General features: G+C 65.3%; 35 protein-coding genes, 1 tRNA gene and 1 pseudogene. 11 read left to right on the top strand and 26 right to left on the bottom strand.

Going from position 1 to position 23,721, the window contains the following annotated elements:
- Positions 1 to 6: 6 nt before the first annotated feature.
- The 6 genes from ACSQ89_RS16025 to ACSQ89_RS16000 form a co-directional block, all read right to left on the bottom strand.
- On the bottom strand, positions 7 to 750 hold the full coding sequence (locus tag ACSQ89_RS16025) for an SDR family NAD(P)-dependent oxidoreductase (protein ID WP_436290178.1): 744 nt from the start codon (positions 748 to 750) through the stop codon (positions 7 to 9).
- 46 nt (positions 751 to 796) lie between these two features.
- Entirely contained in the window at positions 797 to 2,200 is a 1,404-nt protein-coding gene (locus tag ACSQ89_RS16020; protein ID WP_436296282.1) for an MmgE/PrpD family protein, read from the bottom strand.
- Positions 2,201 to 2,234: 34 nt separating this feature from the next.
- Positions 2,235 to 3,212, bottom strand: a complete 978-nt coding sequence (locus ACSQ89_RS16015; RefSeq protein ID WP_436290180.1) for a Bug family tripartite tricarboxylate transporter substrate binding protein — start codon at positions 3,210 to 3,212, stop codon at positions 2,235 to 2,237.
- A 74-nt stretch (positions 3,213 to 3,286) separates the two neighbouring features.
- Positions 3,287 to 3,946, bottom strand: coding sequence for a 3-oxoacid CoA-transferase subunit B (locus ACSQ89_RS16010; RefSeq protein WP_436290181.1), 660 nt, complete (start codon positions 3,944 to 3,946; stop codon positions 3,287 to 3,289).
- Positions 3,947 to 3,948: 2 nt separating this feature from the next.
- Positions 3,949 to 4,650: a 3-oxoacid CoA-transferase subunit A gene (locus tag ACSQ89_RS16005; protein ID WP_436290182.1), complete on the bottom strand. Its 702-nt coding sequence runs from the start codon at positions 4,648 to 4,650 to the stop codon at positions 3,949 to 3,951.
- Complete coding sequence (locus ACSQ89_RS16000) at positions 4,647 to 5,243, bottom strand: carboxymuconolactone decarboxylase family protein (RefSeq protein ID WP_436290183.1); 597 nt, start codon at positions 5,241 to 5,243, stop codon at positions 4,647 to 4,649. Before ACSQ89_RS16000 ends, ACSQ89_RS16005 begins: the two co-directional genes overlap by 4 nt.
- Here ACSQ89_RS16000 and ACSQ89_RS15995 point away from each other — a divergent pair.
- From ACSQ89_RS15995 to ACSQ89_RS15975, 5 genes are all read left to right on the top strand, one after another.
- The gene (locus ACSQ89_RS15995) at positions 5,242 to 5,388 is read left to right on the top strand and encodes a hypothetical protein (protein WP_436290185.1); all 147 of its coding nucleotides are present in this window, start codon (positions 5,242 to 5,244) and stop codon (positions 5,386 to 5,388) included. The genes ACSQ89_RS16000 and ACSQ89_RS15995 overlap by 2 nt on opposite strands.
- A 58-nt stretch (positions 5,389 to 5,446) precedes the next feature.
- Entirely contained in the window at positions 5,447 to 6,364 is a 918-nt protein-coding gene (locus tag ACSQ89_RS15990) for a LysR family transcriptional regulator (RefSeq protein WP_436290186.1), read from the top strand.
- Between the two features lie 106 nt (positions 6,365 to 6,470).
- Positions 6,471 to 6,914: a hypothetical protein gene (locus ACSQ89_RS15985; protein WP_436290187.1), complete on the top strand. Its 444-nt coding sequence runs from the start codon at positions 6,471 to 6,473 to the stop codon at positions 6,912 to 6,914.
- Between the two features lie 499 nt (positions 6,915 to 7,413).
- Positions 7,414 to 7,983, top strand: coding sequence for a hypothetical protein (locus ACSQ89_RS15980; RefSeq protein ID WP_436290188.1), 570 nt, complete (start codon positions 7,414 to 7,416; stop codon positions 7,981 to 7,983).
- A 37-nt stretch (positions 7,984 to 8,020) separates the two neighbouring features.
- Positions 8,021 to 8,623 (top strand): hypothetical protein, encoded by a 603-nt coding sequence (locus ACSQ89_RS15975; protein WP_436290189.1) that lies wholly within the window; start codon positions 8,021 to 8,023, stop codon positions 8,621 to 8,623.
- Between the two features lie 476 nt (positions 8,624 to 9,099).
- On the opposite strand, the gene ACSQ89_RS15970 is transcribed toward ACSQ89_RS15975, so the two are convergent.
- Positions 9,100 to 9,176 (bottom strand) — tRNA-Arg (locus ACSQ89_RS15970).
- Between the two features lie 122 nt (positions 9,177 to 9,298).
- Between ACSQ89_RS15970 and ACSQ89_RS15965 the strand changes: the two genes are divergently transcribed.
- A complete protein-coding gene (locus ACSQ89_RS15965) occupies positions 9,299 to 9,511 on the top strand; it encodes a hypothetical protein (protein ID WP_093108894.1) in 213 nt (70 codons plus the stop codon).
- A 173-nt stretch (positions 9,512 to 9,684) separates the two neighbouring features.
- On the opposite strand, the gene ACSQ89_RS15960 is transcribed toward ACSQ89_RS15965, so the two are convergent.
- Genes ACSQ89_RS15960 through ACSQ89_RS15940 form a run of 5 tightly spaced genes read right to left on the bottom strand, consistent with a single transcriptional unit; the run spans position 9,685 to position 11,896 of the window.
- Positions 9,685 to 10,737: a tyrosine-type recombinase/integrase gene (locus ACSQ89_RS15960; RefSeq protein WP_436296281.1), complete on the bottom strand. Its 1,053-nt coding sequence runs from the start codon at positions 10,735 to 10,737 to the stop codon at positions 9,685 to 9,687.
- The gene (locus tag ACSQ89_RS15955) at positions 10,734 to 10,958 is read right to left on the bottom strand and encodes a DUF4224 domain-containing protein (protein ID WP_436296280.1); all 225 of its coding nucleotides are present in this window, start codon (positions 10,956 to 10,958) and stop codon (positions 10,734 to 10,736) included. The genes ACSQ89_RS15960 and ACSQ89_RS15955 overlap by 4 nt, the downstream gene beginning before the upstream one ends.
- Complete coding sequence (locus ACSQ89_RS15950; protein ID WP_436296279.1) at positions 10,955 to 11,239, bottom strand: hypothetical protein; 285 nt, start codon at positions 11,237 to 11,239, stop codon at positions 10,955 to 10,957. The genes ACSQ89_RS15955 and ACSQ89_RS15950 overlap by 4 nt, the downstream gene beginning before the upstream one ends.
- Positions 11,236 to 11,652, bottom strand: coding sequence for a hypothetical protein (locus ACSQ89_RS15945; RefSeq protein WP_436296278.1), 417 nt, complete (start codon positions 11,650 to 11,652; stop codon positions 11,236 to 11,238). The genes ACSQ89_RS15950 and ACSQ89_RS15945 overlap by 4 nt, the downstream gene beginning before the upstream one ends.
- Positions 11,642 to 11,896 carry a hypothetical protein gene (locus tag ACSQ89_RS15940; protein ID WP_436296277.1) on the bottom strand — a complete coding sequence of 85 codons (255 nt, stop codon included), beginning with the start codon at positions 11,894 to 11,896 and terminating at the stop codon, positions 11,642 to 11,644. The genes ACSQ89_RS15945 and ACSQ89_RS15940 overlap by 11 nt, the downstream gene beginning before the upstream one ends.
- Before the next feature lie 26 nt (positions 11,897 to 11,922).
- On the opposite strand from ACSQ89_RS15940, the gene ACSQ89_RS15935 reads away from it, so the two are divergent.
- A complete protein-coding gene (locus ACSQ89_RS15935) occupies positions 11,923 to 12,144 on the top strand; it encodes a hypothetical protein (RefSeq protein ID WP_436296276.1) in 222 nt (73 codons plus the stop codon).
- Positions 12,145 to 12,149: 5 nt separating this feature from the next.
- Here the strand turns inward: ACSQ89_RS15935 and ACSQ89_RS15930 are convergent, their stop codons facing one another.
- The 14 genes and pseudogenes from ACSQ89_RS15930 to ACSQ89_RS15865 form a co-directional block, all read right to left on the bottom strand.
- Positions 12,150 to 12,872, bottom strand: coding sequence for a hypothetical protein (locus ACSQ89_RS15930; RefSeq protein WP_436296275.1), 723 nt, complete (start codon positions 12,870 to 12,872; stop codon positions 12,150 to 12,152).
- Positions 12,873 to 13,309: 437 nt separating this feature from the next.
- Positions 13,310 to 13,501: pseudogene (locus tag ACSQ89_RS15925) on the bottom strand (DnaJ domain-containing protein); the annotation flags it as partial.
- Positions 13,498 to 13,698, bottom strand: coding sequence for a hypothetical protein (locus ACSQ89_RS15920; protein WP_436296274.1), 201 nt, complete (start codon positions 13,696 to 13,698; stop codon positions 13,498 to 13,500). The gene ACSQ89_RS15920 and the pseudogene ACSQ89_RS15925, both read right to left, overlap by 4 nt.
- A 2-nt stretch (positions 13,699 to 13,700) precedes the next feature.
- The gene (locus ACSQ89_RS15915; protein WP_436296273.1) at positions 13,701 to 14,516 is read right to left on the bottom strand and encodes a DUF2303 family protein; all 816 of its coding nucleotides are present in this window, start codon (positions 14,514 to 14,516) and stop codon (positions 13,701 to 13,703) included.
- Positions 14,517 to 14,518: 2 nt separating this feature from the next.
- Positions 14,519 to 14,866, bottom strand: a complete 348-nt coding sequence (locus ACSQ89_RS15910; protein ID WP_436296272.1) for a hypothetical protein — start codon at positions 14,864 to 14,866, stop codon at positions 14,519 to 14,521.
- Between the two features lie 59 nt (positions 14,867 to 14,925).
- A complete protein-coding gene (locus tag ACSQ89_RS15905) occupies positions 14,926 to 15,288 on the bottom strand; it encodes a hypothetical protein (protein ID WP_436296271.1) in 363 nt (120 codons plus the stop codon).
- A 38-nt stretch (positions 15,289 to 15,326) separates the two neighbouring features.
- On the bottom strand, positions 15,327 to 16,130 hold the full coding sequence (locus ACSQ89_RS15900; protein WP_436296270.1) for a lambda exonuclease family protein: 804 nt from the start codon (positions 16,128 to 16,130) through the stop codon (positions 15,327 to 15,329).
- Between the two features lie 25 nt (positions 16,131 to 16,155).
- Positions 16,156 to 17,394 carry a RecT family recombinase gene (locus ACSQ89_RS15895; RefSeq protein ID WP_436296269.1) on the bottom strand — a complete coding sequence of 413 codons (1,239 nt, stop codon included), beginning with the start codon at positions 17,392 to 17,394 and terminating at the stop codon, positions 16,156 to 16,158.
- A 29-nt stretch (positions 17,395 to 17,423) separates the two neighbouring features.
- The gene (locus ACSQ89_RS15890) at positions 17,424 to 18,809 is read right to left on the bottom strand and encodes a hypothetical protein (RefSeq protein WP_436296268.1); all 1,386 of its coding nucleotides are present in this window, start codon (positions 18,807 to 18,809) and stop codon (positions 17,424 to 17,426) included.
- Entirely contained in the window at positions 18,806 to 19,201 is a 396-nt protein-coding gene (locus tag ACSQ89_RS15885; protein ID WP_436296267.1) for a hypothetical protein, read from the bottom strand. The genes ACSQ89_RS15890 and ACSQ89_RS15885 overlap by 4 nt, the downstream gene beginning before the upstream one ends.
- Positions 19,198 to 19,524, bottom strand: a complete 327-nt coding sequence (locus ACSQ89_RS15880) for a hypothetical protein (RefSeq protein ID WP_436296266.1) — start codon at positions 19,522 to 19,524, stop codon at positions 19,198 to 19,200. The genes ACSQ89_RS15885 and ACSQ89_RS15880 overlap by 4 nt, the downstream gene beginning before the upstream one ends.
- Positions 19,521 to 19,739 carry a hypothetical protein gene (locus tag ACSQ89_RS15875; protein WP_436296265.1) on the bottom strand — a complete coding sequence of 73 codons (219 nt, stop codon included), beginning with the start codon at positions 19,737 to 19,739 and terminating at the stop codon, positions 19,521 to 19,523. Before ACSQ89_RS15875 ends, ACSQ89_RS15880 begins: the two co-directional genes overlap by 4 nt.
- A 195-nt stretch (positions 19,740 to 19,934) precedes the next feature.
- A complete protein-coding gene (locus ACSQ89_RS15870; RefSeq protein WP_436296264.1) occupies positions 19,935 to 20,675 on the bottom strand; it encodes a S24 family peptidase in 741 nt (246 codons plus the stop codon).
- 99 nt (positions 20,676 to 20,774) lie between these two features.
- The gene (locus ACSQ89_RS15865) at positions 20,775 to 21,176 is read right to left on the bottom strand and encodes a hypothetical protein (protein WP_436296263.1); all 402 of its coding nucleotides are present in this window, start codon (positions 21,174 to 21,176) and stop codon (positions 20,775 to 20,777) included.
- Between ACSQ89_RS15865 and ACSQ89_RS15860 the strand changes: the two genes are divergently transcribed.
- From ACSQ89_RS15860 to ACSQ89_RS15845, 4 genes are read left to right on the top strand one after another with little or no spacing between them, the layout of a single operon-like run.
- On the top strand, positions 21,175 to 21,480 hold the full coding sequence (locus tag ACSQ89_RS15860) for a hypothetical protein (protein WP_436296262.1): 306 nt from the start codon (positions 21,175 to 21,177) through the stop codon (positions 21,478 to 21,480). The genes ACSQ89_RS15865 and ACSQ89_RS15860 overlap by 2 nt on opposite strands.
- Entirely contained in the window at positions 21,477 to 21,728 is a 252-nt protein-coding gene (locus tag ACSQ89_RS15855) for a hypothetical protein (protein WP_436296261.1), read from the top strand. The genes ACSQ89_RS15860 and ACSQ89_RS15855 overlap by 4 nt, the downstream gene beginning before the upstream one ends.
- A gap of 2 nt (positions 21,729 to 21,730) precedes the next feature.
- Positions 21,731 to 22,120 carry a hypothetical protein gene (locus ACSQ89_RS15850; protein ID WP_436296260.1) on the top strand — a complete coding sequence of 130 codons (390 nt, stop codon included), beginning with the start codon at positions 21,731 to 21,733 and terminating at the stop codon, positions 22,118 to 22,120.
- Positions 22,114 to 23,715 (top strand): DNA cytosine methyltransferase, encoded by a 1,602-nt coding sequence (locus ACSQ89_RS15845; RefSeq protein WP_436296259.1) that lies wholly within the window; start codon positions 22,114 to 22,116, stop codon positions 23,713 to 23,715. The genes ACSQ89_RS15850 and ACSQ89_RS15845 overlap by 7 nt, the downstream gene beginning before the upstream one ends.
- Positions 23,716 to 23,721 lie beyond the last annotated feature (6 nt).

Below are 23,721 nucleotides of genomic sequence, written 5' to 3'. Positions count from 1 at the left end.
CGGTTTTCACGCCGCCATGAAGCCGCCGTCTACGCCCTGCAGGCTCCCGGTGACGTAGCGGGCGCGGTCCGACAGCAGCCACACGACCAGCTCGGCCACCTCCTCGGGCTGCCCCAAGCGGCCCATCGGAACAGATGCGAGCAAGGCATCGCCCCGCGTCGCCAATGACGACTTGACGAACACCGTATCGATGAAGCCGGGGCACACGGCGTTCACGCGAATGCCCGAGGCGGCGTATTCGACGGCTGCGGTCTTGGTCAGGCCGTTGATGGCATGCTTGCTTGCACTGTAGGCACCCGAGCCGGCGCGGCCGACCAGGCCGGAGACGGATGAGGCGTTCACTATCGCGCCACCGCCGCGCTGGCGCATGTGCTCGAGTTCGGCCCGCATGCACAACCATGTGCCGGTGACGTTGATCTGCATGATCCGGGCGAATGCCTCTTCGCTGATCTCTCCGATCTTCTTGGAGGCTGCACCACACTGCCATTGGGCAACCGCGGCGTTGTTGAATGCGCCGTCGAGCCGGCCTAAGCGCTCGACTGCTGCGCCGACCATGGCATCGACGTCGCTCGATACGCTGATGTCTGCGCGCAGCGCCACCGCCGTGCCACCGGCCCCTGCGATCAACGATGCGGTCTCCTGGGTGCCCTCGAAGTTGAGGTCCGCCACTGCCACGCGCGCACCCTCGCGGGCGGCGGCCAAGGCCGTCGCGCGCCCGATCCCCCCAGCCGCGCCGGTGATGAGGATCACTTTGTCGTTCAACATTTCAGGTCCCTCGTTAACGTAATGTGCGCCGTCATGACCGTCCGGGTCGCGCGAACAGGCGGGTGATCTGCCGGACGTCCTCCACCTCCTCGAGATTCATGAGCAAGCCAAGAGAAGTTCTGGCGGTCTCGTCACCGAAGCTGCGTCCGACGAGGTCCAGGTATTTCTGCTCGATGTCGCACCGGCTCAAGGGGTTGAACGGCGAGCCGAGCGCATAGGCCGTGGCGGACAGGATCTTGCCATCGCGCATGTGCAGCGTGACCTTCCCCTTGGGAATCTGCGTGGCGCATTCCGGGTCGACTTCCAGGCGTACGCGAGCGGCAATGGCGGCCGCAGCCGGGTTCTGGAAGTTGTCAGCCTCGGCGTCCAGATAGGCGCCGACATCGTTGCGACCGTTGACGATGCGCATGGCGATGCCGTACTCGGCGCTGAACTGGGCGCCGACGATGTCCATGGGCCTCGGGCCGGTGGCGCCGGTGTGGACCAGGGTCAGCGGCTCGCAGCCGAGCACCACCTCCTCGATGTCGTCGGGCGCAATCGCCTGCGTCGCCCGAAGCTTGTCGTACGCCGCGAAATGATGGTGGATCAGCGCGCAGGACGCATGGGGCTTGAGCGCTGCGCGCTCGGGAAAATGCCAGTGCGATCCCAGCTGTTCGTGCAGGAAGCGCGCGTCGTGCGCGTTGCAAAATGCCTGCAGAAAGCCGCGCCTGCCTTCGAAGATCGTCGGCGGCCCGCTGAGGCCCAGGCGGGCAAGTCGCGCGGAACGGATGCCACCCGCGGCGCCGATTCCGGCATGGGCGCGCTTCACCTCGCCGCCGCTTTGCGAGTACTCCGTTGTGCCCGACGCGTGGCTTCCCGCGATGCCCAGGGCATTGACAGTGGTCTCGAGGTCGTATTGCTCCAGCATGGCCGTGACCAGCGCAACGCCGAACACACCATGCGCACCTGTCTGGTGGAATCCTCGTTCGAGCAACATCGAGGGCATGGTGGCCAGGGCCAGGCGGATGATGGTCTCGAAGCCCACGGTCGCGGCTCGCAGCAGGCTGGCGCCACTGGCGCCCAGCGTCTCGGCCACGGCCAGGCCGGCGGGAACGACGACGCAGCCCGGATGGGCATAGGCGCCGTTGCCGCCATAGTCATCGATCTCGAAGCTGCTGCCGGCCGTGCCGTTGACGAAGGCGGCGCCTTCCGCATCGGCCTGCAACCCGCTGCCGAGAATCGATGCCGGGCCGCTGCGGCCGAACTGGGTCACATAGGCCTGCGCAATGCGCGGCGCCGGCAGGTCGCAGCAGCTGACCTCGGCGCCGAACTGATCCAGGATATGCAGCTTCACCCGCTCGAGCACGGCGGCGTCGACATCGCGCAGTTGCAGTGCCAGTGCCCATTCGGCGAGCTGCTGCGCTACCGGTGGTATGGAAGAAGGTTCGTCGGTCATGCCTGTCAATTCCTTGGCGGATAAGGGCTGCTTGCTACTCGGCGCGCGCGCCGGATTTCTTGATGACCTGCGCCCAGGTTGCAATCTCGGTTTCCAAGAATGCGGAGAACTCCTGCGGCGTCGAGCCGACGACATCCGAAGAGACCCCATGCAGCTGGCTGACGACTTCAGGGCGACCGAGGATCTTCTTCGCCTCGCGCTGCAATTTGTCGACTACCTCCTTGGGCGTGCCGGCTGGCGCCAACAGGCCGATCCAACCAAGCAGCTCGTAGCCTGGAACGCCTGCCTCGGCCACCGTAGGTACATCAGGTATCAACGGGGATCTCTTCTTGCCGGTGGTCGCCAGGATCTTGAGGCGACCTGTCTTCATCTGGGGAAGCACACCGGGCGGCGACTGGATCGCCACATCGATTTGCCCGGCCAGCAACGCCAATGTCACGGGGCCGGTGCCGTTGTACGGCACATGCACGGCGTCGAATCCCGCCATGGTCTTGAGCAACTCCATGCCGAGATGGTTGCCCTGACCCGAACCCGCGGAGCCATAGCTCAGGTCCGTCTTTTTCGACTTGGCGAGCGCCAGGAACTCGCCCAGGGTGTTGGCCGGCGACCCAGCCGGCACCGCGACTACGAACGAGTTGCTCGTTAGCTGGGAGACTGGCGAGAAATCCTTGACAGGGTGGTAGGCAAGCTTGGAATACAGGTTGATGTTTGTGGCATGGCTCGATGCGGTCACCAACAGCATGTGACCGTCCGCCGGTGCCTTGGCGACGAACTCCGCGGCGATGTTGCCAGCGGCACCCGGCTTGTTTTCGACGACGGCCGGCTGTCCCAACGCCGCAGGCAGGTGCTGCGCGAGCAGGCGAGCAACTAAGTCGATGGTGCCTCCCGGCGGGGTCGACGCGATGATCCGGATCGGCTTACTGGGAAAGGCCTGCGCGATCGCCGATGTGCCGATACAGACTCCGGCTATCAGTGCCAGGGCCAGTCGAGCGAGGGTTGTACCAGTCTTCATCTCAGTCTCCATGTAATCGTTTAATGGCGCTCGAACTGCCTGGCGGCAGGCCGCCATTGGCATACAGAAGGGAGTCACCGCGTCATGGCGCCTGCTTCAGTGATGGGAAGTCCGACCAGCCGTTCCAGTTCCATGTGCGACAAGCCTTCGACGGTGTCGATAAGACGCAGGCCCTGCGGCGAACACTCCAGGGTGGCGAGGTCGGTGTAGATGCGCTTGATGCAGCTCACGCCGGTCAGTGGATAGGTGCAGCGCTCAACGACCTTGCTGACATTGTTCTTGTTCAGCAGATCCATCATCAGCCATGCGGCCTTCGCCCCGATGGCCAGGTCCATGGCGCCGCCCACGGACGGGATGGCCTGGGGGTCACCGGTGCTCCAGTTGGCGAGATCACCCGTGGCCGAGACCTGGAAGGCGCCGAGCACGGCGATGTCCAAATGACCGCCACGCATCATCGCGAATGAGTCTGCCTGGTGAAAGAACGCCCCGCCGGGCAACAGCGTGATGGGCTGCTTGCCGGCATTGACGAGGTCGTAGTCCTCCAAGCCCTCAATTGGCGCGGGACCCATGCCGAGGATGCCGTTCTCGCTCTGCAGGATGACCTCGCGCCCGGCGGGGATGTGGTTGGCAACCAGGGTCGGCATTCCAATGCCCAAGTTGACGTAGGCGCCCTCGGGAATGTCCAGAGCCAAGCGGGCTGCCAGTTGCGTCTTGCTGCGTGCTTGGTATCTCATCGTCAGGCGATCTTTCTAGTGCCAACCGAGGGGGTGGCCATGCGTGGCAGCCGGACCAGGCGTTTCACATGAATGCCCGGAGTCACGATGGCCTCGGGATCGAGTTCGCCCAGTTCCCGGACCTCATAGACGCTTGCCACCGTGAACTTCGCCGCGGCTGCCATCACGGGGCCGAAATTGCGAGCGGCCTTGCGGTAGACCAGGTTTCCCCAGCGGTCGCCGGCTTCGGCCTTGACCAGCGCGACATCAGCAACGATGGGGTACTCGAGCACGTAGTGCCGGCCCTGGATCTCGCGGGTCTCTTTCCCTTTGGCAAGCTCCGTGCCGTAGCCCGTGGGGCAGAACACCCCACCGAGCCCGGCCCCCGCCGCGCGGATGCGCTCCGCCAAGTTGCCCTGGGGCACCAGCTCGAGTTCGATCTTCCCGCTTCTGTACAAGCCGTCGAAGACATGGCTGTCGACCTGGCGCGGAAAGCTGCAGACGACCTTGCGCACGCGGCCGGCCCTGAGCAGCGCGGCCACACCATACTCGCCATTGCCGGCGTTGTTGCAGACGATCGTCAGGTCCTTTGCGCCTTGCTCGAGCAGCCCGACGATCAGTTCGTGCGGGATGCCCGCGGTGCCGAAGCCGCTGATCAGCACGGTCGAGCCGTCCTGTACACCGGCGAGCGCCTCGATCGGTGAGGCCGCGATTTTGTTGATCATTTGGATTGCTTCGCGGAGGTTGGTGACGCTTGCGGCTCAGTCGGCCCCGCCGCGAAGCCGGGGTAAAGATTGACGTAGCCGAGCGCCTTGCGCTTCTGCGCCTTTTTGGCGGCCGCTTCGCGAGACATCGCCTTGAAACCGTATGCCGCGATCAACCGATGCATGAAGGCGCCGCGTGCGGTCACGGCGACGGCGTCATGCAACGCATGTTCGCTCCAGCCCGCCTCGAGCACGGCGTCCACGTCGGCTTGCCCTATCGCGTTCGGGTCGGTCATCAGCTTTCGTACGTACCCCAGCAGCACCTTGAGCCGTGCGTCCACTGCCGCCTTCTCCGGATCCTCCAGCAACTGCTCGACCACCCCTTGCGGGATGCCCCATGCATAGGCCACCTCGGAATGGGCGATGTGCACGAGTTCGCATCCGGCGACCGCGCAAGCGTAAGCAAGGATCAGTTCTCGCTCGCCCTGGCTCAGCGGCGATGGCCCGTTCATCAGGGCTTCGCTCATGGTGGACCACGGTTTGTAGATCTCGGGATACTGGGTGTAGATGCTAGGAGGGCCGGCGTCGGCGGACAGCGATGCGAGAAAGGTCATGGAACTGGAACTCCTTGGAGGGGCGGGCAAAGTGACGCCAAAGACCGGCGAATTCCTGTCGAGGTTTTCTGTGTTCGGCGGTCGCGATGGCGTTATTCTTCAAAAACTATGTATAGCCGTCCAATTGTTATTGGGGAATCATTGATAGTTTTTTGGAATCGTCGGCCACCCTGCGCCGAGGCCATGCGACCACGGAAAGAGCCATGAAACTCCAGTTCTTGAGGTACTTCTGCGTGCTCGCGGAAGAATTGCACTTTCGACGCGCTGCAGACCGCCTGGCAATCTCGCAGCCTCCGCTCAGTACCGCCATCCGCTTGCTGGAGGAGGAGTTGGGCGTGCAACTGCTGCTGCGCAACAGCAAGATGGTCCAACTCACTCCCGCGGGTGCCGCGTTCCTGGTCGAGGCCAGGGAAATCCTCGAGCGCGTCTCGCGGGTCGGCAGCGTGGTGCGCGCGATCGACGGCGGCGCGCATGGGCGGCTGGACATTGGCTTCGCCGGCTCCATGCTCTACCGCGAGACCCCGGCCATCCTGGACCGGTTCAAGCGCGATGCGCCGGCCGTCGACGTGGTGCTGTACGAGCTCTACACCACCGAGCAGATCGAGAAGCTGATGCGCCGACAGCTCCATGCCGCGTTCATCCAAGCCTCCGTGCTGCCGGCACCGCTGGCCTCGATACCGCTGCGCAACGACGTTTTCGTGGCCTGCCTGCCGGAGCATCACCGGCTGGCGGAGAAGGCCAGCGTGGACCTGGGCGAGATGGCGGACGAAGCCTTCGTGATGTTCTCGCGCGAGAGCGCGCCGGCCAGCCACGACCATGTGATCGGCATCTTCAGCCAGGCTGGCATCCACCCCCGCACCGTGCACCAGGCGCGCATCTGGATGACGGTGGTGGCGATGGTGGCCAATGGCTGCGGCATCGCGCTGGTGCCGCAATCGCTGTCGCGCACGAACATCGGCGGTGTCCGTTTCATTCCCCTGGCTGGCACCTCCGCTAGCGCGCCGGCGCTTCTGGCATGGAATCCAAGCATGGTGCCGCTCGCCCTGGAGAAGTTCCTCGCCAGCGCTAGGGTCACGATCCGGCAACAGGCGAAGTCGCCGGCCGGGAAGGCGCACCGCTAGAGAAGGGCAAGCGGCTGGATCGCAAGGATCGATACCGCGCACGCGGCGGGCCGAGGAGATGGACATGAGAACAGATCGTGGCGTGGCTCTTGCTGCCATTTCTCTCATGAATCTCGGCGATGGCAGTCCCGCGTCTCCCTTTCCCTCCGCGACCGTCCTGATGCTGCGCGATGCACCGGCAGGGCTCGAAGTCTTTCTGCTCGAGCGCCATGGGCTGTCGGAGGTGCTGGGCGGCGCCTATGTGTTCCCTGGTGGCAAGCTGGATCGCGCGGATGCGGAGTTGCTTGGCATGCTCGACCAGCCGCCTTCCGCCTTGCCGGTTGCGCTAGGGGAGCCGGCGCTCGACGAGGGCAACGCGGCGGCGCTGTACGTCGCGGCGATCCGCGAAGTTTTCGAGGAGGCGGGTGTGCTCTTCGCCGATATCGGCCAGGATGGTGTGCAGGCGGCGCAGGCGCTGCATCGCGCTGGTCGTGCCTTCCGCGACGTGGCGGAAGGTCTCGGCGTCCCGCTGGCAGCTGCCAGCCTTCTGCCGTGGTCGCGCGGTATTTAAGAATAGTTGGCGATGCGAGATTCTTAACGGTATTTTGGTTCGATATCACGCGAGAAAGTTACGCGGGACCGGTCATCGATACCCCGAAGCGGCGAAGCGTAGACATGATGGCTGTCGCCGCCCGTCCGAGTGATCCCTATGGTGTAGTGCCTGGCCCTTGCTGGTGATCGTTCCGGTACGACGGGAAGGGAAGGGCAGGCCAGGGCAACCGGCGCGCCCAGCACCTCGTGCCGCTCGCGAAGAACGCCCAGGCTGCGCTGGCCACACGGTGGACTGCCTGCAAACCTTTCAGTGCAGGCTCCGCCGCAAACGCAAAGTTCACAACCTGCGGGTAGGGAGGCCAATCCCCTCTCCGTGGACGGCGCCGCATTGCTTGGCGGCGCGATAGAACTGGGACGCTATGTCCAGCATGCGACTAGGAGACGTAAGGTCGTCGGCTGGCATGGGCGCAGTGTATCCAGCCCGAGTGGCTCTCCCGGACGCACGCACAATGCGCGGCATGACCGACATCAGCCCTTCAGAAACCGACGAGGAATTCCGGGAGCGAGTTGTCGCTTCCCTTGAGCGAAATGACGCAGTCACCCGGCCCGAGCGCGCCGAGCGCCACATCTGGCTATCGCAGCACTACGTTCGCGTCGGCGTCTACCTCGAACGAACGGAGACGTCGCGAGTGCTGGAGGAAGCGCGCACCAGCTACATCCACGGCAACAACATCGCGACGCTGGTGCTCGCGCTCGCGTACGTGGAGCACATGCTGAATGATGCGCTGCCGCCGGTCCCCGAGCCCGAGCCCGGCCAAAAGAAAAAGCGCAGCCCGCAGATCACAGATGCGATCGAACAGGCGCGCGCAGCCCGCCTCTTTCCCGACAACCTGCTCGACGGCGCCAAGATTCTGAGCGACTTCCGCAACCCATTCATCCATCGTCGCGATGGTGGCGACCCGGACACCCTGGGGGCGCGCATCGTCAGCAGAAGGACGCACCCGACCACCATCCTTGAGCAGGACGCCAAAGATGCGCTAGAGATCATGTACGCATTCTTTCGCCACTCCCTCAGGCCGTGGCCGTGACCGTACGCGAACCCCGCACCGTCGTCCGCCCGGACTCATGATCATCACGCTCTGCGCGACGGTCAGCGGCAAGCTGCTGCGCATCGGCTGGGTCAGCTTGCAACCCAATGGCGACATATCGGTGGGCTTGAACGACCGGACCTTTGTCGCACGCGAGTTCGCCGCGCAGCAGTTCGTGTGGAGTGCCTTCAATCGGATGCGTGTGGCTTATTTGGTGCCCGACGATCCGAAGGCGGTGAAGCCGATTGATCAGCCGCACCTGACTTTTCACGTGCCGGCATATCTGCATCTGACCAGCAGGAGCAACAAGGTAACCTTTGAGGCGATCGCGGACATAGCGTTCGCTGTCGCTCAGCAGGGCGAGGTACCGTGGGTGCGTTTCACATCGAGGCCGCTGTCCACACTGAAAGAGGCCAAAGGCGGGGCCCGGGATGTTGCGCAGCGGAGTATCCAGTTCGCAGCTACTGCGGCGCATCGATCGATTGAACTAGCGGTGGACTTTGTGAGGCCCGGCGACACAACGGAGCTCCTCGGCGCGTTGCACTGCGAGTGGGTGGATCACGGCCCCTATCGCCTTCGGATCAGCGCGACCGAGCGCGACGCACAGCGACCCATGCTCGCCTGGTTTCACGAAAGCTAGCAGGGCGCGCGACTCCGATCGCGCAAAGACAAACGGCACCCGGAGGTGCCGCTCGCCTGCCTGCAGATGGGAACGCATGGTGCGGTGCAGTTCGTCTGGTCATCGGCCGACCCGCTGGGGGTAGCGCAAACGCTCGGTCGCGCCGGGCGCGCAGGCTAATCGTATCGCGCCACAATCTCGTCGTGCTCGTACTTTTCGCGCCCCGGGATGGGAGAGGCGCCGGAATGTGGATGCGCGTGTGGAAACGTCGGAAAAAAAAGATGAAGAGGGCCTCGCTAATGATTGGGAAACAAGGCCCTCAATGCCTGTAAGACTTGTAGTGGCCCCTCAGCCAGGGCTCGAACCAGAGACCTACGGAATAACACCCGGACACCCGGAGCCCGATCAACTGGCTGCCATTTTTCCGGCGTATCTTGTCGTTTGCGACAAGATATGCCGGAATCGACAACTGATTAAAGCCTGATGAAACTGGCTGATGGCCTGCCCGGAGGGGATCGAACCCCCGACAACCTGCTTAGAAGGCAGGTGCTCTATCCAACTGAGCTACGGGCAGATGGGGGCCGATTTTACGGTGGCGCCCCCGGCGTCGGCGCCGGACGACAAGGGCTCTGGCCTTTGCCTGAGGCTGGGGCGTGTCGCGAAGAGCGAATGTGGAAGCTCCGCATGGAGTTCAATATGAGCAACGACGCCACCCAACCCGCTTCGTCACGCCACCCGACCCTCGACGAGGAACCCGAGATCGGCTTCGAAGAATCGATCCCTTCGGACGGCAAGGACCCGGTGGGCGAAAAGATGATCGATGAACTCGATCAGGCCAAACCCGATCGGACCGAGCCCAAGAAGGAACCGCCGCCCGAACCGATGCCGGAGCAGTTGCCTGTGAGCTGAGGCGGAAGAAAGAAAGTTGGTCGGGGCGAAAGGATTCGAACCTTCGACCCTCTGGTCCCAAACCAGACAGAATTCTCAATTAGATCAATAGCTTAGGCCGATTTTGTCTACGCGATCATCGCCTTTTTGCCCCTCATTTCCCCAATGAAGGGGAATTCGGCGTAGACACTTTTTCAGCGTGTCGCACTGACCTTTTTCGCCTTCTTGTGGCGGATGTAGTCAGCCGTTTGCGCTTGGGTAGAGTGCCCGCCCATCCCTTGTGCTTCCTTGATATCGCGGTGCTCGTCGACGTCTGTCAGCGCCTTGGCGCGGAGGTCGTGGAAGTGAGCGTTTTTGACCCCGGCGCGGTCGCGTGCGCGCGTCCAGGCGGTGCTCGCGCCGTCGTAGGTATAGGGCGCGCCCTTGAGGGTGGTGAAGACGTGCGTGATGCTCATGGGCTTGGCCTTGCCCTTGGTGGTCGGCTGCGGAGGCGGATTCTTCAGGCGTGCGACCACATTGCGTAGCTTCGGCGTCCATTCAATCAGCACGCGCACCTGGGTGCTGTCCTCGAGCTTCGACGGCTCAAACAGGATGCCGTCCTTGCCGATCTGGCTCCATTGCAGGCGCAGCAGGTCGCCGAAGCGCTGGCCCGTCAGGTAGGCCATGTCGATGAAGCAGCACAGCGTGTGACCGGCGCGCGTGCGCTTGCCGTCCGCGCCGTAGTTCGCTGCCACCTTGATGCGGCGCAGCTCGCTGTCTGTGATGTAGCGGGTTCGCGCCTTCACGCTCATCGTCGGGATCGAATCGACCGGATTGCTGCCCGCCTTGCGAAAACCCTTGGCCTCGGCGTAGCGCATTCGCTCGCGCAGCGCGGCCCGATAGGCGTTGTAGCTGCGCGGCTGGGACGCCCATGTCTCGAGGAATGTGCTCACGTCGGGCGGCTCGATCTGATTTGCGCGGAAGTCGCGGAAGGCGTTGGTGATGGCCTTGTTGTGGGTGCGGTCGTCGGCCTGCGTCTTCGCCTTGTGCTTGACGCCCACCTCGAGCATCCAGTTCGCGACCAACTTGGGCATCATGTCCTCCAGGCCCTTCTTGTCGATCTTCAGTTCGGCCAGGGCGAGGTACATCGCTGGCAGGCCCGCCTTCACCCGGCAGAGCTTCGTCCACTTGCGCTTGCCGTCGACCGTGGCGACGTGCCAGTAGGACCCGTGCTTGATCGACACCAGCGGGGGGAGGGTCCGTTTCATCGCGCAGCCCTCACTTGCGGCCGGGCCTGGGCGTCGTTGGCTGGCTTGCCGCCGCCAGCGCAGATGTGTTCGTAGTGCGGCCGCTCCAAGATCACCTTGCCGTCGACCGGCCCGAGGCGCGCGCGGTAGAAACCCTGCGCGCGCAGCTCCTGCAGTTGCTCGGCCGGGCGCTTGTAGCCGGTGATCGCCTCGATGGATTGGGGGGAGAGAGTGTCGTTCACGTCTCGACCTCAGATGGCTGTTCAGGTTCTTCTTCCGGGGGTTCCATGCCGTGGCGGCAATTTTCCCGGCAATCGGCCTCGCCGGGGCCCCCGGGCTCGCCGTAGTCCCAGTCGTCGGAGCGCGCGCAGCGGAAGACCGCTTGCGAACAGTCCTCCCAGCCGATCGGGCACGCGCGGCCGCCAGCGAACTTCCACAGCCACCCCTTGTGCATGCGGCCGTCGTCGTTGCCCGCGATCGCACGCGCATCGCTGATGAGGGCGTCAAGCACACCGGTGCTCACAGCGCGAGCTCCAGATTGCCCGACTTCGCGCGGCGCGTGGCCTGCGCGTTGGCGAGGTGGTGCTGGCGGTCGTGCGCCAGGTGGTGCCGCTGGCAGTAGGCCGCGAGGTTGTCCGGGTCGCAGTCCTCGGGCTGGTGGTTCAGGTGGGCGATCGTGAGCACGATCACGATGGGCTTGGGCGGCAAGCCGAAGCCGGCAGCCCAGTCCTCCGCTGCGATCGCGCGAGCGGCGCTGTAGGTGGCTTGCGGCGCGCCGCACGGGTGCCAGCGGTCCAGCGCCCACGTGCCGGGCTCGTATTGCTGGCAAGTGCAGCCCGGAAATTCGCAACGGTAGCCTGCGCGCTCGAGGATCATGCCGCGGACCTCCGGCCACTTGGCCGGATAGCGGGCGCGGTTCTCAGCCTTAATGGGCATCGCCTTCACCCGTTTCCAGCGAGTCCAACTCGGGCAGCACCACCGCGGGCTCCACGACCCCGGCGCACAGCACCGCGTAGGGCCACTCGCCGAAGACGCGGCCGTAGATCTGCTCGTTGCCCACGATCGAGCACTGGCCGCCGCAGTGCGGGCAGCGCTCCGGTACCGGCAGCGGGTTCTTGACGCGCGCCGTTGCGCTGCGCGACGGGTTCCACGGGGTGATCGGAGCGATTTCAGCGGTCATACTGCTGCTCCACTCTGGAGTTCAACATGCCGAAGAAAGACGTGACACCCGATGAGTACCTTGCGCTGATGAACGCAGAATTGCAGAAGGCGCCCGGCTACGTGGCCGGCATGCGCTTTGTGTACTCCCCCCTGGGGAGCACCGCGGCGAGCGCAAGCGGCACTGACTTTGATCCGCCCGGTGCCTACCCCGCGATGGGCCGGGACATTCAGATTAAGTTCGACCAGCTTTACAACGTCGTGGTCTAGCTGACTCATACCCGCTCCAGCTTCCCGGCGATGGCCATCAGTTCTTCCGACGGGTTTTCGCCGAGCTTGCGCATGAAGGCCATGAGTTCGCGCGCCACGTAGACGTGCGGCTCGACGGCCGGCGCGCGCAGGCGCTCGGGCAGCTCGACACCAGTGGCGGTGTAGGCCTCGCGCACGGTGCTGGGCGAGACGGTCACGCCCACCACGGGGCTCGCGCGATCGGCGATCCACTGGTAGGAATGCGCTTCCTTCAGGTCAGCGGTCTGCAGCCAGGTGCAGAGCTTGAAGAACGAGATTTGGCTGATCTTGTTGATGGTCTTGGCTGGTGCGGTCATGGGTGCTGGTGCTGGTGGAGGTTGGACGGGGGCGGGCGGCGGCGCCGTCAGCTCGAGCTGCGGCGGCGGCGGCGGCGGGGGCTCGAGGTCGATCGTGATTCGCCGGCGCACACGCGGCGGCTCGATGACCTTGGCTTGGGTCAGGGCGAGGCCCAGGGCTGTTTTCGGCGGCTCGACCTTGGGGTTGGCCTTGGCGAAGCGCTTCATGCGCGAACTCTCGTTGAGGTCGCCGCGCACGTCGCTCGTGCTGCCATTCGACAGACTGAAGGTCTGCTCGCGACCGTTGGGCGCCATGCCCTCGCCGCAGATGCGGCCGCGGTGCGAGTAGATCTTTCCGGGCTCCAGGCCTGCGGCGGTCAGGAGCGTGAGCATGTCCTTGTGACGCTTCTCCATCAGATGCCTCCGAGGGTGAAGGGTCGGTAGGCCTGCTGGTGCTGCTGCTGGCCGAGCAGCAGCCCGGCGAAGCTGGGCGCCTCTTCGTAGACCATTTCGTAGTCGTCCAGCATCTGGCGGGCCAGCGCCGCGACCTCGATGAGGGTTTCCGCCTGGGCAACCTGCTGCACCAGGCCGTCGGACTGTTCCTTGATGAGCGAGGCGAAGAGGTTGTCCTCGCCCTTGCACTTCACGCTGCGCAGGCGCCGCGAGAGCTTCTTCTGGCGTTCGTGGTACTCGGAAATGGCGAGGCGAGCCTCGCCCTTCAACCTGTCGATGCAGTCGGCGACGAAAGGCACGATCGGGCTCCGCTCATCCAGCCCCGCACGGAAGAAGCGCACCAGCATGCCAACGGCCTCGGCCTTCTTCTGATCGATGCCGCCATCTGCGCTGCCGGTTGCGTCGTAACGCTTGCGCGCCTCGCGATCGAGCAGCACGTCCTTGGCCTCGTTGATCGCGCGCATGCGGGCCTCGCGGTCGGGCTCCTTGCTCACGTCCGGGTGGTACTTGCGCGCCAGCTTCCGGTAGGCCTTGCGAATCTGGTCCTCGCTGGCCGTCGGCTCGACGCCCAGTGTCTCGTAGTGGGTCATGCGCCCAGTCCTTTCGGTTGTTTCTTCTGCTCAAGCTCCGCGATCGCCCAGCGCAGTGCGGCGATTTCGGCCTTGTCGTGGTCGGCTTGCCGGTCGGGGTTCTCGGCGATGCGCCGCTCAAGGTGCTCGGCGCGGCGGCGCAGCAGCGCCAGCCGCCGCGCGGGCTTGCGGGTTTCGTCGGCGCTGCTGCGTGGCACGGTCAGGCCTTGCCGGTCAAGACCGTGTAGCCGCTCTCGGCGGTGACCTTCGCGACGTACTCCTTGAACGCCGCTTCGATGGCCTGCTCGTGGCGCTCGAGCTCAAACCAGAACTTCACGCTGGCAGAGTGCAGGCGGTACTTCAGGCGGGCGGTCAGCTTGAAGCCGTCACCGTTCTTGAAGAGGCGCAGGCCCAGCGTGAAGGTCTTCGGGATCTTGAATTCCCCGCTGGCGCCAGCCGTGGCGTCAATCGTCTCGTTGTAGACGAGCTGCGTCTGACCGTCCTGCAGGCGCTTGGCGGCCGAGAAGTTGATGCCGCTCGTGGCCTGGATGGTGGTGGCCACCGTCAGCAGGTTGGCGGCGTCCGCACCCTGCAGATCCGCGAAGTTGTCCTCGATGAAGGAGGCAAACGTGGTCTGGTCCATGTGCTGGTTGTTGCCGGCGATCCACTTCGCGGCTTCGGGCGTGAGCTCGGCCTTGAACGTCGCCTTGTGGTCGCGCCAGCCGGGCCCGGCCTTGGCGTCATTGAAGACGGCCGTCAGCGTGCGCGAGTCGACGTCGGCGTAGATGTAGCCGGTTTTCTCCGCGCCTTGGTCCTTGGCGTAGGTGATGAAGCTCGGCACGTCGCCGAGCACCACCGTGCCCTTCTTGCGATACGGCGCCGGCTCGGCCTTCTCGACCTCGGCGGTCAGGTCCAAGCGCTGATAGCGCTCCGGGACGACGACGTGGTGGGTCTTCTCGACTTTGATGGGCTTCAGGCCGGCGACGGCGAGGGCGGCGATGTGTTGCGATGTGGCTTGGTTGAGTGCTTCGGTCATGGTCAGGTCGCGGTCTTGAAGGAAACGGGGGGTTGGGAGGCAACGTCGCGCAGCTCGAGGCTGTGCTGGCGTGGGTGCTGGCGGGTGGTTTCGCCGTCGTCGGTCAGCCAGAAGAAGTCGGCCGGCTGTTCGGGCTTGGGCAGCTCGAGCTTTCGCTCGGCGGTGATGGTCACCTTGTCGACGCCGCCCTGGGTGCCCTTGATCGCGGGTGTGACCTTGATCTTCAGCGTGAGCGCGCCGGCGCGGCCGGTGTTCTGAACGGTCTGAAGGAGCTCCTTCAGGTCGGCAGTGAGCGCGGCATGCGTGCTGCCTTCGTTCAACTCGTTGATGAAAAGGGAGTAGGACTTCACTTCATGGTTTCCTTGGGTTGGTTGGGATGCGTGACAGCAAAAGGGCTTCGGGGGCTTTGTTATTTGTTGGCGGCGCGCAGCGCCCATGTGTTGGCCGCGATGGCGTGCTCGAGCGCGGCATCGGTGGCTAGCCACTCGGCGCTGCCGGGCTTGTGCTGCTCGCGCACCTTCTTGATTTCCAGCACCAGGGCGGCGGCTGCGCGCTTGATGTGAAGCGTGGTACCCGCGTCGTCAGGGCGCTGGTTCACGAGGTCGCGCGCGCCGCGCTCGAGGTCCGGGCGGTAGCTGCCGGCTGCGTCGTAGGTGCTGCCAGGCACGGCGTCCACCTTGTCATCGGCTGGCGGGACGCTCGGCACCGGCTCGGCGGCGGCGGTGGCTTGGAGCGGCTTCTCGCCGGCGCGGGAATTGATCGAACCGAACATGAAAAACACTCCTTCGTAGAGCTGGGTTCGAAAGGGGGTCAGGCCGCGTGCGCGAACTGGGGGTTGTTGGCGGCGGCGAGTGCGCGCAGCGCACGCTCATGGCTGTCGACCTCGGCCTTGAACTCAAGGAGGTCGGCTTCCATGGCGGCGATGTAGTTGTCGTCGCGCTTGATGCGAAGCAGATGCAGCGGGTAGCCGATCGCGCGCAGCGCGGGGCAATAGAAGCCCAGGTGCCACCAGTCGCGGCCGGTCACCCACATGCAGCCCTGCACTTGGTCCAAGACCTCATCGATGTTGTTCAGCAGCAGGACCGGGCGCAGGCTGGCCGGCGAGACGAAGCACTTGTATTCGCTGCCGCCCTTGGGGCCGATCAGGCCGTCGGCGCTGGCGCCGAATACGTTGTCCTCGGTGACCACGAACCCGGCGCGCTCGACCAGCACGCCCTCGAGGATCTGGTGCTCGGCGCGCGCCTCGGGCTCGAGCTCGTGGCCGCGCGACATCTGCCACGTCTCGTAGCCTTCGTCCATCGGCTCGCCGCTGATGCGCTCGAAGGCCACGCGGAAGGCGTAGTTCTTCGCGGTGTCGGAAATCTCGCCCACCTTCTCGCCGTCGAGCGCGCGCTTGACCGTCTCCGAAGTCGGCGCGGCCTTGTATCCGGCGATGACGCGCGCTTCTAGCTCGGACACGCCCTTGCGGATGGCGTCGACATACTTCTGCTGGCGCTCGTCCAGCCCGTTGACGCGCTGGCGGGCAATCTTGAAGTTGCTGGCGGTGATGACGCCGGCGCGGGCCTTGTGCCAGTCCTCTGAACCCTGCTCGCAGGGGATGACGCGGAAACTCATGTTGTTCTCCTGAAGTTGATGGGGATCAGCCGCCGAGCACGGCTTGGCGCTGCTCGAAGAGGGCTTCCAGGGCGGGCACCGCGTTGGCGTCCTGCACGTGGTTGATGAGGTCGGCGGCGATGTAGAGCGCGTCCAGATCCGGTGCGTCCTTCAGGCGCTGCTCGACCGTTGCGGCGGTGAAGACGGGCGCGCCGGTGGGCGCGGCCGCGGCCTGGCTGGGCGCCGGCGCCGCGGTGGGCTTCGGTGCTGGCGCTGGCGGCCGCGTGCGGCCGGTGGGCTTCGCGGGCGCATCGTTGGTCGCGGGCGCGGCGGTGGCCGGCGCAGCGGCGGGTGCCGTGGCTGCCGGCGTCTCGGTGGGGTTCTCGACGGTGCGCTTCGCATCGGCCTCGGCGCAGCGCTTCTGCAGGTCGTTGACTTCGCGCTCGAGCGCGCGGCGCGCCACGGGCAGCAGGCCCTTCCAGAAGTCGGCGAAGGCATCGCGGCCCTTGTCTGCGGCAGCGCGCGCGTCGTCGACCAGATCCTTGGGCGGCTCGGTCTGCGGCGGCACCACGTCGGCCGGGCCCATGAACACCGACGACGAAAGCTCGTCCGGCGTGTAGACGCCCAGGATCAACTCGGGGGTGTGCAGGCGGGCCCAGCGGTTGGTGCAGAGGTAGGCAATCTGCTGCCGCGGGTCTTCGGCCCACAGCGTCGAGTTGCGCGTGCGCGCCTGCGTCATCAGGATGGTGAGCTCACGCCACTCTTCCTCGCCGCGCACGAGGCCGCTCACGGTGACGCCCAGGCCCTGCTCGTCCTCGAGGCGCCAGTCCGGCACCATGTACTTCTTCGGGTTGCCGAAGTCGTCTTTCTTCGTGCGGCTCTCGACCTGCTTGAAGCGGCCGATGATCTTTTCCCACGGGCCGAACCACTGGTACTTCAGGCGCCCCTGCAGCAGGCTGCTGGTGTTGACCACGGCGGCGACGAGCTGCGCCTCGTAGCCCAGGTTGCCGTCGACCACGTAGGTCTTCTTTGCCACGACGAAGGGCGACATGCCCCAGCGCTGGGCCTGGAGCGCGACGGCCATGCAGTCGGCGATGTTGCCTTGCAGATGCTTCGGCACTGTCGCGCGACCCGACGCCATCATTTCGGCGAAGCGGTACATGGCATCCATGGCCGTGCTGTCGATCAGCGAGATACCGCTGTTCACGCGCGCCGGCGCAGGGAAGGAGGGAGCGGGGTTCAGCACTGCGGACAGATCCACGCGCTGGGCGGTTGCGGTTGTCATTTTTGGAATCTCCTGTGATGGGGGAAGGGTCAGAAGGGGAGCGGGTCGCCCGCTTCGGCGGCGACGAGGCGGTTGCCCGCGGCGATCAGGTCCAGGGTCAGCAGCCACTCGATGACCTTGCTTTCGTGCACGCGGTAGTGCAGCGACAGGACTTCGATGAGCTGGTCGTCGGTGGGGCGGAACTCGCGGCGCGGCGCGGCCGACGGGCGCAGCGGCGTGTAGCCGCCGAAGGAGCGCGGCGCGATCGCGGGCGCAGGGGCGGGAGCCGGTGCAGGCGCTTCCACGACGGCGGGGGCGCGCTCTTGCACTTCGTCCTCGTCCAGCAGGGCCTCGAGGCTGCTGGGCCCGGTGATCGTGGGCACCGGCTCGAGCTGCTGCTCGGCCTCGCTTTCCTCTTCCACCGCGGCGGTGAACAGATCCTGCAGATCGGGCAGCACCTGGGCGGTGATGCCGTAGGCCTCGCTGATGCGGTCCCCGTAGTCGTCGGCCTGCAGCTTGTTCAGCCCGTCGATGACCTCGCGCAGCACGGCCGCGCTGCTCTCCACGTGCGTGAGCGGCAGCGCGCGCAGCGCGTCGATCCGGTTGGCGATGCCCTCCCGCTTCGCCAGGGCCGCGGCACGACGGTCAAGCTCTTCCTGCTGGGCCTTCAACTGGTCGGCTAGGATCTTCGCGTTGGCGGCGGCGAGCTCGTTGGCTTCGGCCGAGGCCTGCATGCGCACCAGCCGGTCGCGCGTGCTCTGCCATGCGGTGCGTGCCTCTGCGAGCCGGGCCCCGAAGTCCTCTTCGGTCAGTTCGGTGTTGTCCAGCCACGCGATGGTTTCGCCGATGAACGAGGCCGGCTGCTCGGTGCACGCTTCGATGCGGCTGGTGATGTCGGCCAGGGCCTCATCGATGGCCTTGTTGCGCTCGGCTGCCTCGCGCTCGAGCCGCTCCTTTTCCTCGACGAGGCGCTTTTCTTCCGCCTTCACCTGGGAGTCAATCGGGTCTTCGACCGCTGCAATGCGCGCGATGATTGCCTCGCCGCGAAGTGCGATGGCTGCCTTCAGCGTGTTCAGCGGGCCCTTGGCGTTGGTGATCGCGTTCTGTGCTGCATAACGCGGCTTGCGCACTTCGGCGCGCGCCTCCTTGGCAGCCTTGAGGCCCTTGGAGGTCTGGATGTCGCCGAAGATGACGCCGCGATATTTCTTCTCGAGCGCTTGCAGGCCGGCCTCGACGGAATCGAACTCGGCGATGTTCTTGTTGACCTCGACGAGCGCCAGGGCGGTCGCTGTGGGCTTTGCTTCCACTGGAACGGCCGGTTCGTCTGCCGCAGCAGCAGGCGGGTCGACGTCGAAGGGCGGATCTTCGGCCGGGCGCGCAGTCGTGGAGTCGTAGACCACTTCGCCGTCGTCGTATTCCTGGGTGGCGAGAGTCATGCCAGTGCTCCCGGAGCGATGCGACGAAGGCGCAGCACCATGGCGGCGCCGAGCACCGTCACCAGCGCGCCGGCCAGGCCGTAGCCGCGAGCGGCGGGCACGTCGTACATGAAGGCAACGATGGGGTCGACATAGGCGCCGGCCAGGATGGCGATGCTTGCGAGAAGGGCGGCGAGGCCAATCAGGAGCACGGCAGTGCACAGGAACATCGCCACGTTCCAGTCGGTGCGCCCGTCGCTCGCGAACTCGCGGTAGCGCTGAATGTCGAGGCGTGGCTCGTTCGCTGCGCGGTGGTTGACGGCTACGAAGACGAACTCGCCTTCGCTGTGCTGGAAGGACGGCACCGCGCCCTCGATGGGCTGTAGCTCGAGAGGTTTGCTTTGGGCGTTCATGGTTGGCTCTCAGTGGTTGCGAAATGGGTGTGCTCGATGCGCTCCAGTCGGGCGCGGCTACGCGCGTCGTCGAGGGCATCGGCGGCGGCTTGTGCGGACGCCTGCGCGGCATCGGTTTCGGAGGGGGTTGCGTCGAGGTAGGCGCCAAGGCCGAGCCAAATCGCGAGGAAGAGGATGGCGAGGCAGACGTTCACGACCTGGGTGGCTATGGCTTCGAGGGCGGCTCTCACGGGGCGCCCGTCGAACTCAACACGGTCGGTGTCTTCGTCCCATACCGCGACAGCCATCAGCCGCTGCAGCGCCGTGCAAAGAGCGGCGCTCACAGCAGGCCGATTCCGTGCTGGGCATCCAAGCGCATCGCAGCGTCGGTGCACACGCGGTCATGGATGCCGTTGTTCTTGGCTTCGTTGACGGCGCGGTCGATCGCGAGAAGTTCATCTTCGGTCGACACCAACGCGGCGCGCGGTCCGGTTGTTGGCACTGATCCAGCAGCCCGGGCGCGCGCGCCGCGCGGGATGCGGCGGAACGGAATTGCCATCGTTCACTCCTTACTGCGCCACGGGATGCGGCGTCGGAGTGCAGTTTAGAACAAGCTAAACAGAGAGGTCAAGCAAAACCTAAACAATTGAAGCAAGAGAAAAACCCAGCCGCAAGATGGGCAAAAAAAAGCCCGCTCGCGGCGGGTTTTTGATCGTGTGTTGCTCAGAGGTGTTTGGTATCGGCCTGCACCCGCTCAGAACTGCTCGCTCTTCCAGACAGTGAGCACCTTGCCCAGCACGGCAAAGTCCATGTCTGCGGTGATGTCGAAGGGGTCGTAATCGGGGTTCTTTGATTTCGCCCGTACGACCAAGCCGCTGGCGGTCGGAATGCGCTGGAGCGTCTTGATAAACCCATGCTTGCCGACGCGGAAAAAATACACGGCGTCGGTTTCGCAGACGGTCACGCCGCGGTCGACCAACAGAGGGTCGCCAGGGTTGAACATCGGCCGCATCGATGGGCCGAAGCCCGTGACGATGCAGAGGTTTTGCGGCCCTGTGTGGTGCCGGACATTCTGGCGTAGCCACTCATGGTCTACATGCCAGCTTTTGATTACGCCAGGCTGGTCGTCAAGTAGCAGCTTGCCGCCGCCCATCCCGCCACCGGCGTCGAATTGAGGTATCACGAGGTCACTTGAGTTCTTAGCGATGCTGGGTAGGCCTACGAGCTTCACGGGCGCTGCGCTGTCACTCGTGAACCCCAGCTCGAAATACCGAGGATCGCCAAGTTCCAGCTTGATCGCGATGCGCTTCGCTGAAAGCTCCCCGAAGGAGTCCTGCGGGTCCAGCAACTGGGTGACGCGGCCCTTGGACAAGCCGGCCGCCGCCGCAAATGCTTGTTGATTCCCCAGGTATGGCTTGGCCGAAATGAGCTCGCGCAGGCGCCGCTTACGGTGGAGTGTCATGTCGTCCATGTTGAGCAAAGCATAAACATTCATGGTTTAGGAAAGTCTTGACGTCCGGGTTTAGGCAAAGCTAAACTGCTGGTCATGAACCTCAAAACTTGGCTTGACGAAGAGCGAGGGCGCTATACGGCCCTAGCTGCTCACCTTGGTGTTTCTGTCGGCCGCGTGAGCCAGATGGCCGACAACGGATGCCCGACGAAATTCATGCTGAGCGTCCGCGATTTCACTGGTGGCGGCGTGTCGCTGGAGGAACTCGTCGAGGCGCGCACTCCCGAGCTGGCTCACAGCGACCTCTCCAGGGAGAGCGCGTAGGTGCAGATCAAGCCCATTGCCTCCCTTACCAGCCTCGAGGTCGTCGACCTCGCGCGCCAAGCGGCTGAACGCGGGGAGCGCATCAAAGACGTGAATCCATTTCCCCGGGGGACGCTCCAGCGGCGTGCCTTCACCCGCGCCTACGTCCAGCGCGCCCTCGAGCTGCGGCCGCACGCCGCGCTCTAACCCCTCGTTGTCATCGTCGAAGACGAAAGTACTCATGCCTGAATACTCATTGAGCACGCCTGAAAGGGCCAGAAAGATCGTGACGCACATCCGTCAGGCGGTGCAAGGCGCTGAAAGCCAGAAGGCGCTCGCCACTGCAATGGGAGTGAGCGAAGCGACCGTAAACCGCCTGTTGAACGATCACCTGGACAACTTCGCAGCCGTCCTCGCGCAGCTCGGCCAGAAGGTGGTCCCGGCCGACCACAAGTGCGTCGACCCCTCGACCTACGAGTTTCTGACGCGCAGCCACGCGCGAATCATGGAGCGCGCGCCCCATCTGATTTGGGACGTGGAGGAATGAGCGAGGGGAAGCCCGCAGAGCGGGCCATCAAGGTCGACCAGCCCGCGCCGGGCCCGCGTCCCCAGGTCAGCCTCTACCAGTGGTGGAAGCTGCCCTCCGGCCAGGTCGTGGAACTGCGCCGCATCGCCGGCCAGCACAACCCCGAGGTCACGGTGCGCAACGTCAACGAGAACGGCGAAATGGCGCCCGGCGAGTACGTCCTGACCCTTCGCTTTCTTGTGAACCACGGTCAGAAGGTCAAGGGATGAGGATGACCAACATCAATGGCGGATGGCGCCCGCTCGCGATCGCGCGCGAGAACGCCGATCGCTTTACGCCCGAGTTTCTGGCCTACCTGCCGGAGAACCTGCACGTCTACGAGGCCTTTGAGCGCGAGGCCTTCCGCGTCGTCGCGAAGGGCTTCCAACACTACAGCGCGCGCACCATCATCGAAGTGCTGCGGCACCACGCTGCGCTCGCCGAAGTGGGCGGGCCGTGGAAGCTCAACGACTGGCACACCCCGTACCTGGCGCGCCTGTTCGCGCTCGCGAACCCGGCTCACCGTGACCTCTTCGAGTTCCGCGAGGCGAAGGCGGTGCGCCGGCGTGAAGCCGCCAACGCCGACCACATGCACACCTCCGCAGGAGGCTCCGCATGCTGACCCCTCAGTTCCAACTCGGCCTGGCCGCGGAGCTGGTCGTGGATCTGTTCGCCGGTGGTGGCGGCGCGTCGACCGGCATCGAGCAGGCCATCGGCCGCCACGTCGACATCGCGATCAACCACGACCCGGAGGCCATCGCGCTGCACCAGGCGAACCACCCTCAGACCCGGCACTACGTCAGCGATGTGTTCGAGGTCGACCCGCTGCAGGTGACCGAAGGCCGGCCGGTGGGCCTCCTGTGGGCCAGCCCGGACTGTAAGCACTTCAGCAAGGCCAAGGGCGGCAAGCCCGTGAGCAAGAAGATCCGCAGCCTGGCCTGGGTAGTCGTGAAGTGGGCGAAGGCTGTGCGGCCGCGGATGATCTTCCTTGAGAACGTCGAAGAGTTCCAGACCTGGGGCCCGCTGACCGAGGACGGCATGCCGTGCCCGAAGCGCAAGGGCGAGACGTTCCGGGCGTGGGTCCGCGCGATGGAGCAACTGGGCGGCGTAGTCGAGTGCCGCGAGCTGCGCGCGAGCGAGTACCGGGTGCCGACCATCCGGAAGCGCCTGTTCATCATCATCCGGTTCGACGGCGAGCCGATCGTCTGGCCCGAGCCGACCAGCGCGAAGCCCGACAGCCTGCCGGTGCGCGCGAAGAAGCTGAAGCCCTGGCGCACCGCGGCCGAGTGCATCGATTGGGACCTCCCGTGCCCGTCAATCTTTGACCGCAAGCGTCCGCTGGCAGAGGCCACGCTGCGCCGAATTGCCAAGGGCGTGATGCGCTACGTTGTGGAGGCAGCCGATCCCTTCATCGTGCCGCTGACGCACCAGGGCGGCGACCGCACCGAGGACATCCGCGAGCCGCTGCGCACGGTTACCGGCGCCCAGCGCGGCGAGAAGGCGCTGATCGTGCCGACGCTGGTCCCATTCCTGACCGAGCACGCGAACGCATCGAATCAACGCACCTTTGCCGCCGACGAGCCGCTGCGCACCCAGTGCGCACAGGTGAAGGGCGGCCACTTCGCGCTCGTCTCTGCGTTTCTGGCACAGCACAACAACCACCGCGGCGTGGTGCCGAGTGACGGCCGGCCCGCGACCGCTCCGATCAGCACCATCACGGCCAAAGGCGCGCAGCAGACGCTCGTGACCAGCAACCTTGTGAAGCTGCGCGGCACCAGCACGGCGCAAGGCGTCTACGAGCCACTGCACACGATCAGCGCTCAGGGCACGCACTTTGCCGAGGTGCGCGCCTTCCTGCTGAAGTACTTCGGCACCGACCAGGATCCGCGGCTCGACGAGCCGATGCACACCGTCACAACGAAGGACCGCTTTGCGCTGGTGACCGTGCACGGCGAGGAGTACGCGATCGTCGACATCGGCCTGCGCATGCTGACGCCGCGTGAGCTCTACCGGGCCCAAGGCTTCGACGACAGCTACATCATCGACATCGAGGTCGAGGACCGACTGAAGTCGCTGCTGCTGGGCGAAAAGTTCATGAAGCGGCTCTCGAAGACGGCCCAGGTGCGCATGTGCGGGAACAGCGTGTGCCCGCCGCTGGCCGCGGCGATCGTGGCGGCGAACTATCGCGAGCTCGGGCAGGAAAGGGCGGTTGCGTGACCCTGC

It is taken from the genome of Variovorax sp. LjRoot175 (assembly GCF_964253805.1).
GTDB lineage: Bacteria > Pseudomonadota > Gammaproteobacteria > Burkholderiales > Burkholderiaceae_C > Variovorax.
The sequence above is the reverse complement of the archived record's forward strand: the minus strand, read 5'-3'. Positions and strand labels throughout refer to the sequence as shown.

Coding starts and splice junctions, on each gene's coding strand:
- ACSQ89_RS16020 (WP_436296282.1), bottom strand. CDS start 2,200: ATGACCGACGAACCTTCTTCCATACCACCGGTAGCGCAGCAGCTCGCC.
- ACSQ89_RS16015 (WP_436290180.1), bottom strand. CDS start 3,212: ATGAAGACTGGTACAACCCTCGCTCGACTGGCCCTGGCACTGATAGCC.
- ACSQ89_RS16010 (WP_436290181.1), bottom strand. CDS start 3,946: ATGAGATACCAAGCACGCAGCAAGACGCAACTGGCAGCCCGCTTGGCT.
- ACSQ89_RS16005 (WP_436290182.1), bottom strand. CDS start 4,650: ATGATCAACAAAATCGCGGCCTCACCGATCGAGGCGCTCGCCGGTGTA.
- ACSQ89_RS15995 (WP_436290185.1), top strand. CDS start 5,242: ATGGAACTGGAACTCCTTGGAGGGGCGGGCAAAGTGACGCCAAAGACC.
- ACSQ89_RS16000 (WP_436290183.1), bottom strand. CDS start 5,243: ATGACCTTTCTCGCATCGCTGTCCGCCGACGCCGGCCCTCCTAGCATC.
- ACSQ89_RS15990 (WP_436290186.1), top strand. CDS start 5,447: ATGAAACTCCAGTTCTTGAGGTACTTCTGCGTGCTCGCGGAAGAATTG.
- ACSQ89_RS15985 (WP_436290187.1), top strand. CDS start 6,471: ATGAATCTCGGCGATGGCAGTCCCGCGTCTCCCTTTCCCTCCGCGACC.
- ACSQ89_RS15980 (WP_436290188.1), top strand. CDS start 7,414: ATGACCGACATCAGCCCTTCAGAAACCGACGAGGAATTCCGGGAGCGA.
- ACSQ89_RS15975 (WP_436290189.1), top strand. CDS start 8,021: ATGATCATCACGCTCTGCGCGACGGTCAGCGGCAAGCTGCTGCGCATC.
- ACSQ89_RS15965 (WP_093108894.1), top strand. CDS start 9,299: ATGAGCAACGACGCCACCCAACCCGCTTCGTCACGCCACCCGACCCTC.
- ACSQ89_RS15960 (WP_436296281.1), bottom strand. CDS start 10,737: ATGAAACGGACCCTCCCCCCGCTGGTGTCGATCAAGCACGGGTCCTAC.
- ACSQ89_RS15945 (WP_436296278.1), bottom strand. CDS start 11,652: ATGCCCATTAAGGCTGAGAACCGCGCCCGCTATCCGGCCAAGTGGCCG.
- ACSQ89_RS15940 (WP_436296277.1), bottom strand. CDS start 11,896: ATGACCGCTGAAATCGCTCCGATCACCCCGTGGAACCCGTCGCGCAGC.
- ACSQ89_RS15935 (WP_436296276.1), top strand. CDS start 11,923: ATGCCGAAGAAAGACGTGACACCCGATGAGTACCTTGCGCTGATGAAC.
- ACSQ89_RS15930 (WP_436296275.1), bottom strand. CDS start 12,872: ATGGAGAAGCGTCACAAGGACATGCTCACGCTCCTGACCGCCGCAGGC.
- ACSQ89_RS15915 (WP_436296273.1), bottom strand. CDS start 14,516: ATGACCGAAGCACTCAACCAAGCCACATCGCAACACATCGCCGCCCTC.
- ACSQ89_RS15905 (WP_436296271.1), bottom strand. CDS start 15,288: ATGTTCGGTTCGATCAATTCCCGCGCCGGCGAGAAGCCGCTCCAAGCC.
- ACSQ89_RS15900 (WP_436296270.1), bottom strand. CDS start 16,130: ATGAGTTTCCGCGTCATCCCCTGCGAGCAGGGTTCAGAGGACTGGCAC.
- ACSQ89_RS15895 (WP_436296269.1), bottom strand. CDS start 17,394: ATGACAACCGCAACCGCCCAGCGCGTGGATCTGTCCGCAGTGCTGAAC.
- ACSQ89_RS15890 (WP_436296268.1), bottom strand. CDS start 18,809: ATGACTCTCGCCACCCAGGAATACGACGACGGCGAAGTGGTCTACGAC.
- ACSQ89_RS15885 (WP_436296267.1), bottom strand. CDS start 19,201: ATGAACGCCCAAAGCAAACCTCTCGAGCTACAGCCCATCGAGGGCGCG.
- ACSQ89_RS15875 (WP_436296265.1), bottom strand. CDS start 19,739: ATGGCAATTCCGTTCCGCCGCATCCCGCGCGGCGCGCGCGCCCGGGCT.
- ACSQ89_RS15870 (WP_436296264.1), bottom strand. CDS start 20,675: ATGAATGTTTATGCTTTGCTCAACATGGACGACATGACACTCCACCGT.
- ACSQ89_RS15860 (WP_436296262.1), top strand. CDS start 21,175: ATGCCTGAATACTCATTGAGCACGCCTGAAAGGGCCAGAAAGATCGTG.
- ACSQ89_RS15865 (WP_436296263.1), bottom strand. CDS start 21,176: ATGAGTACTTTCGTCTTCGACGATGACAACGAGGGGTTAGAGCGCGGC.
- ACSQ89_RS15855 (WP_436296261.1), top strand. CDS start 21,477: ATGAGCGAGGGGAAGCCCGCAGAGCGGGCCATCAAGGTCGACCAGCCC.
- ACSQ89_RS15850 (WP_436296260.1), top strand. CDS start 21,731: ATGACCAACATCAATGGCGGATGGCGCCCGCTCGCGATCGCGCGCGAG.
- ACSQ89_RS15845 (WP_436296259.1), top strand. CDS start 22,114: ATGCTGACCCCTCAGTTCCAACTCGGCCTGGCCGCGGAGCTGGTCGTG.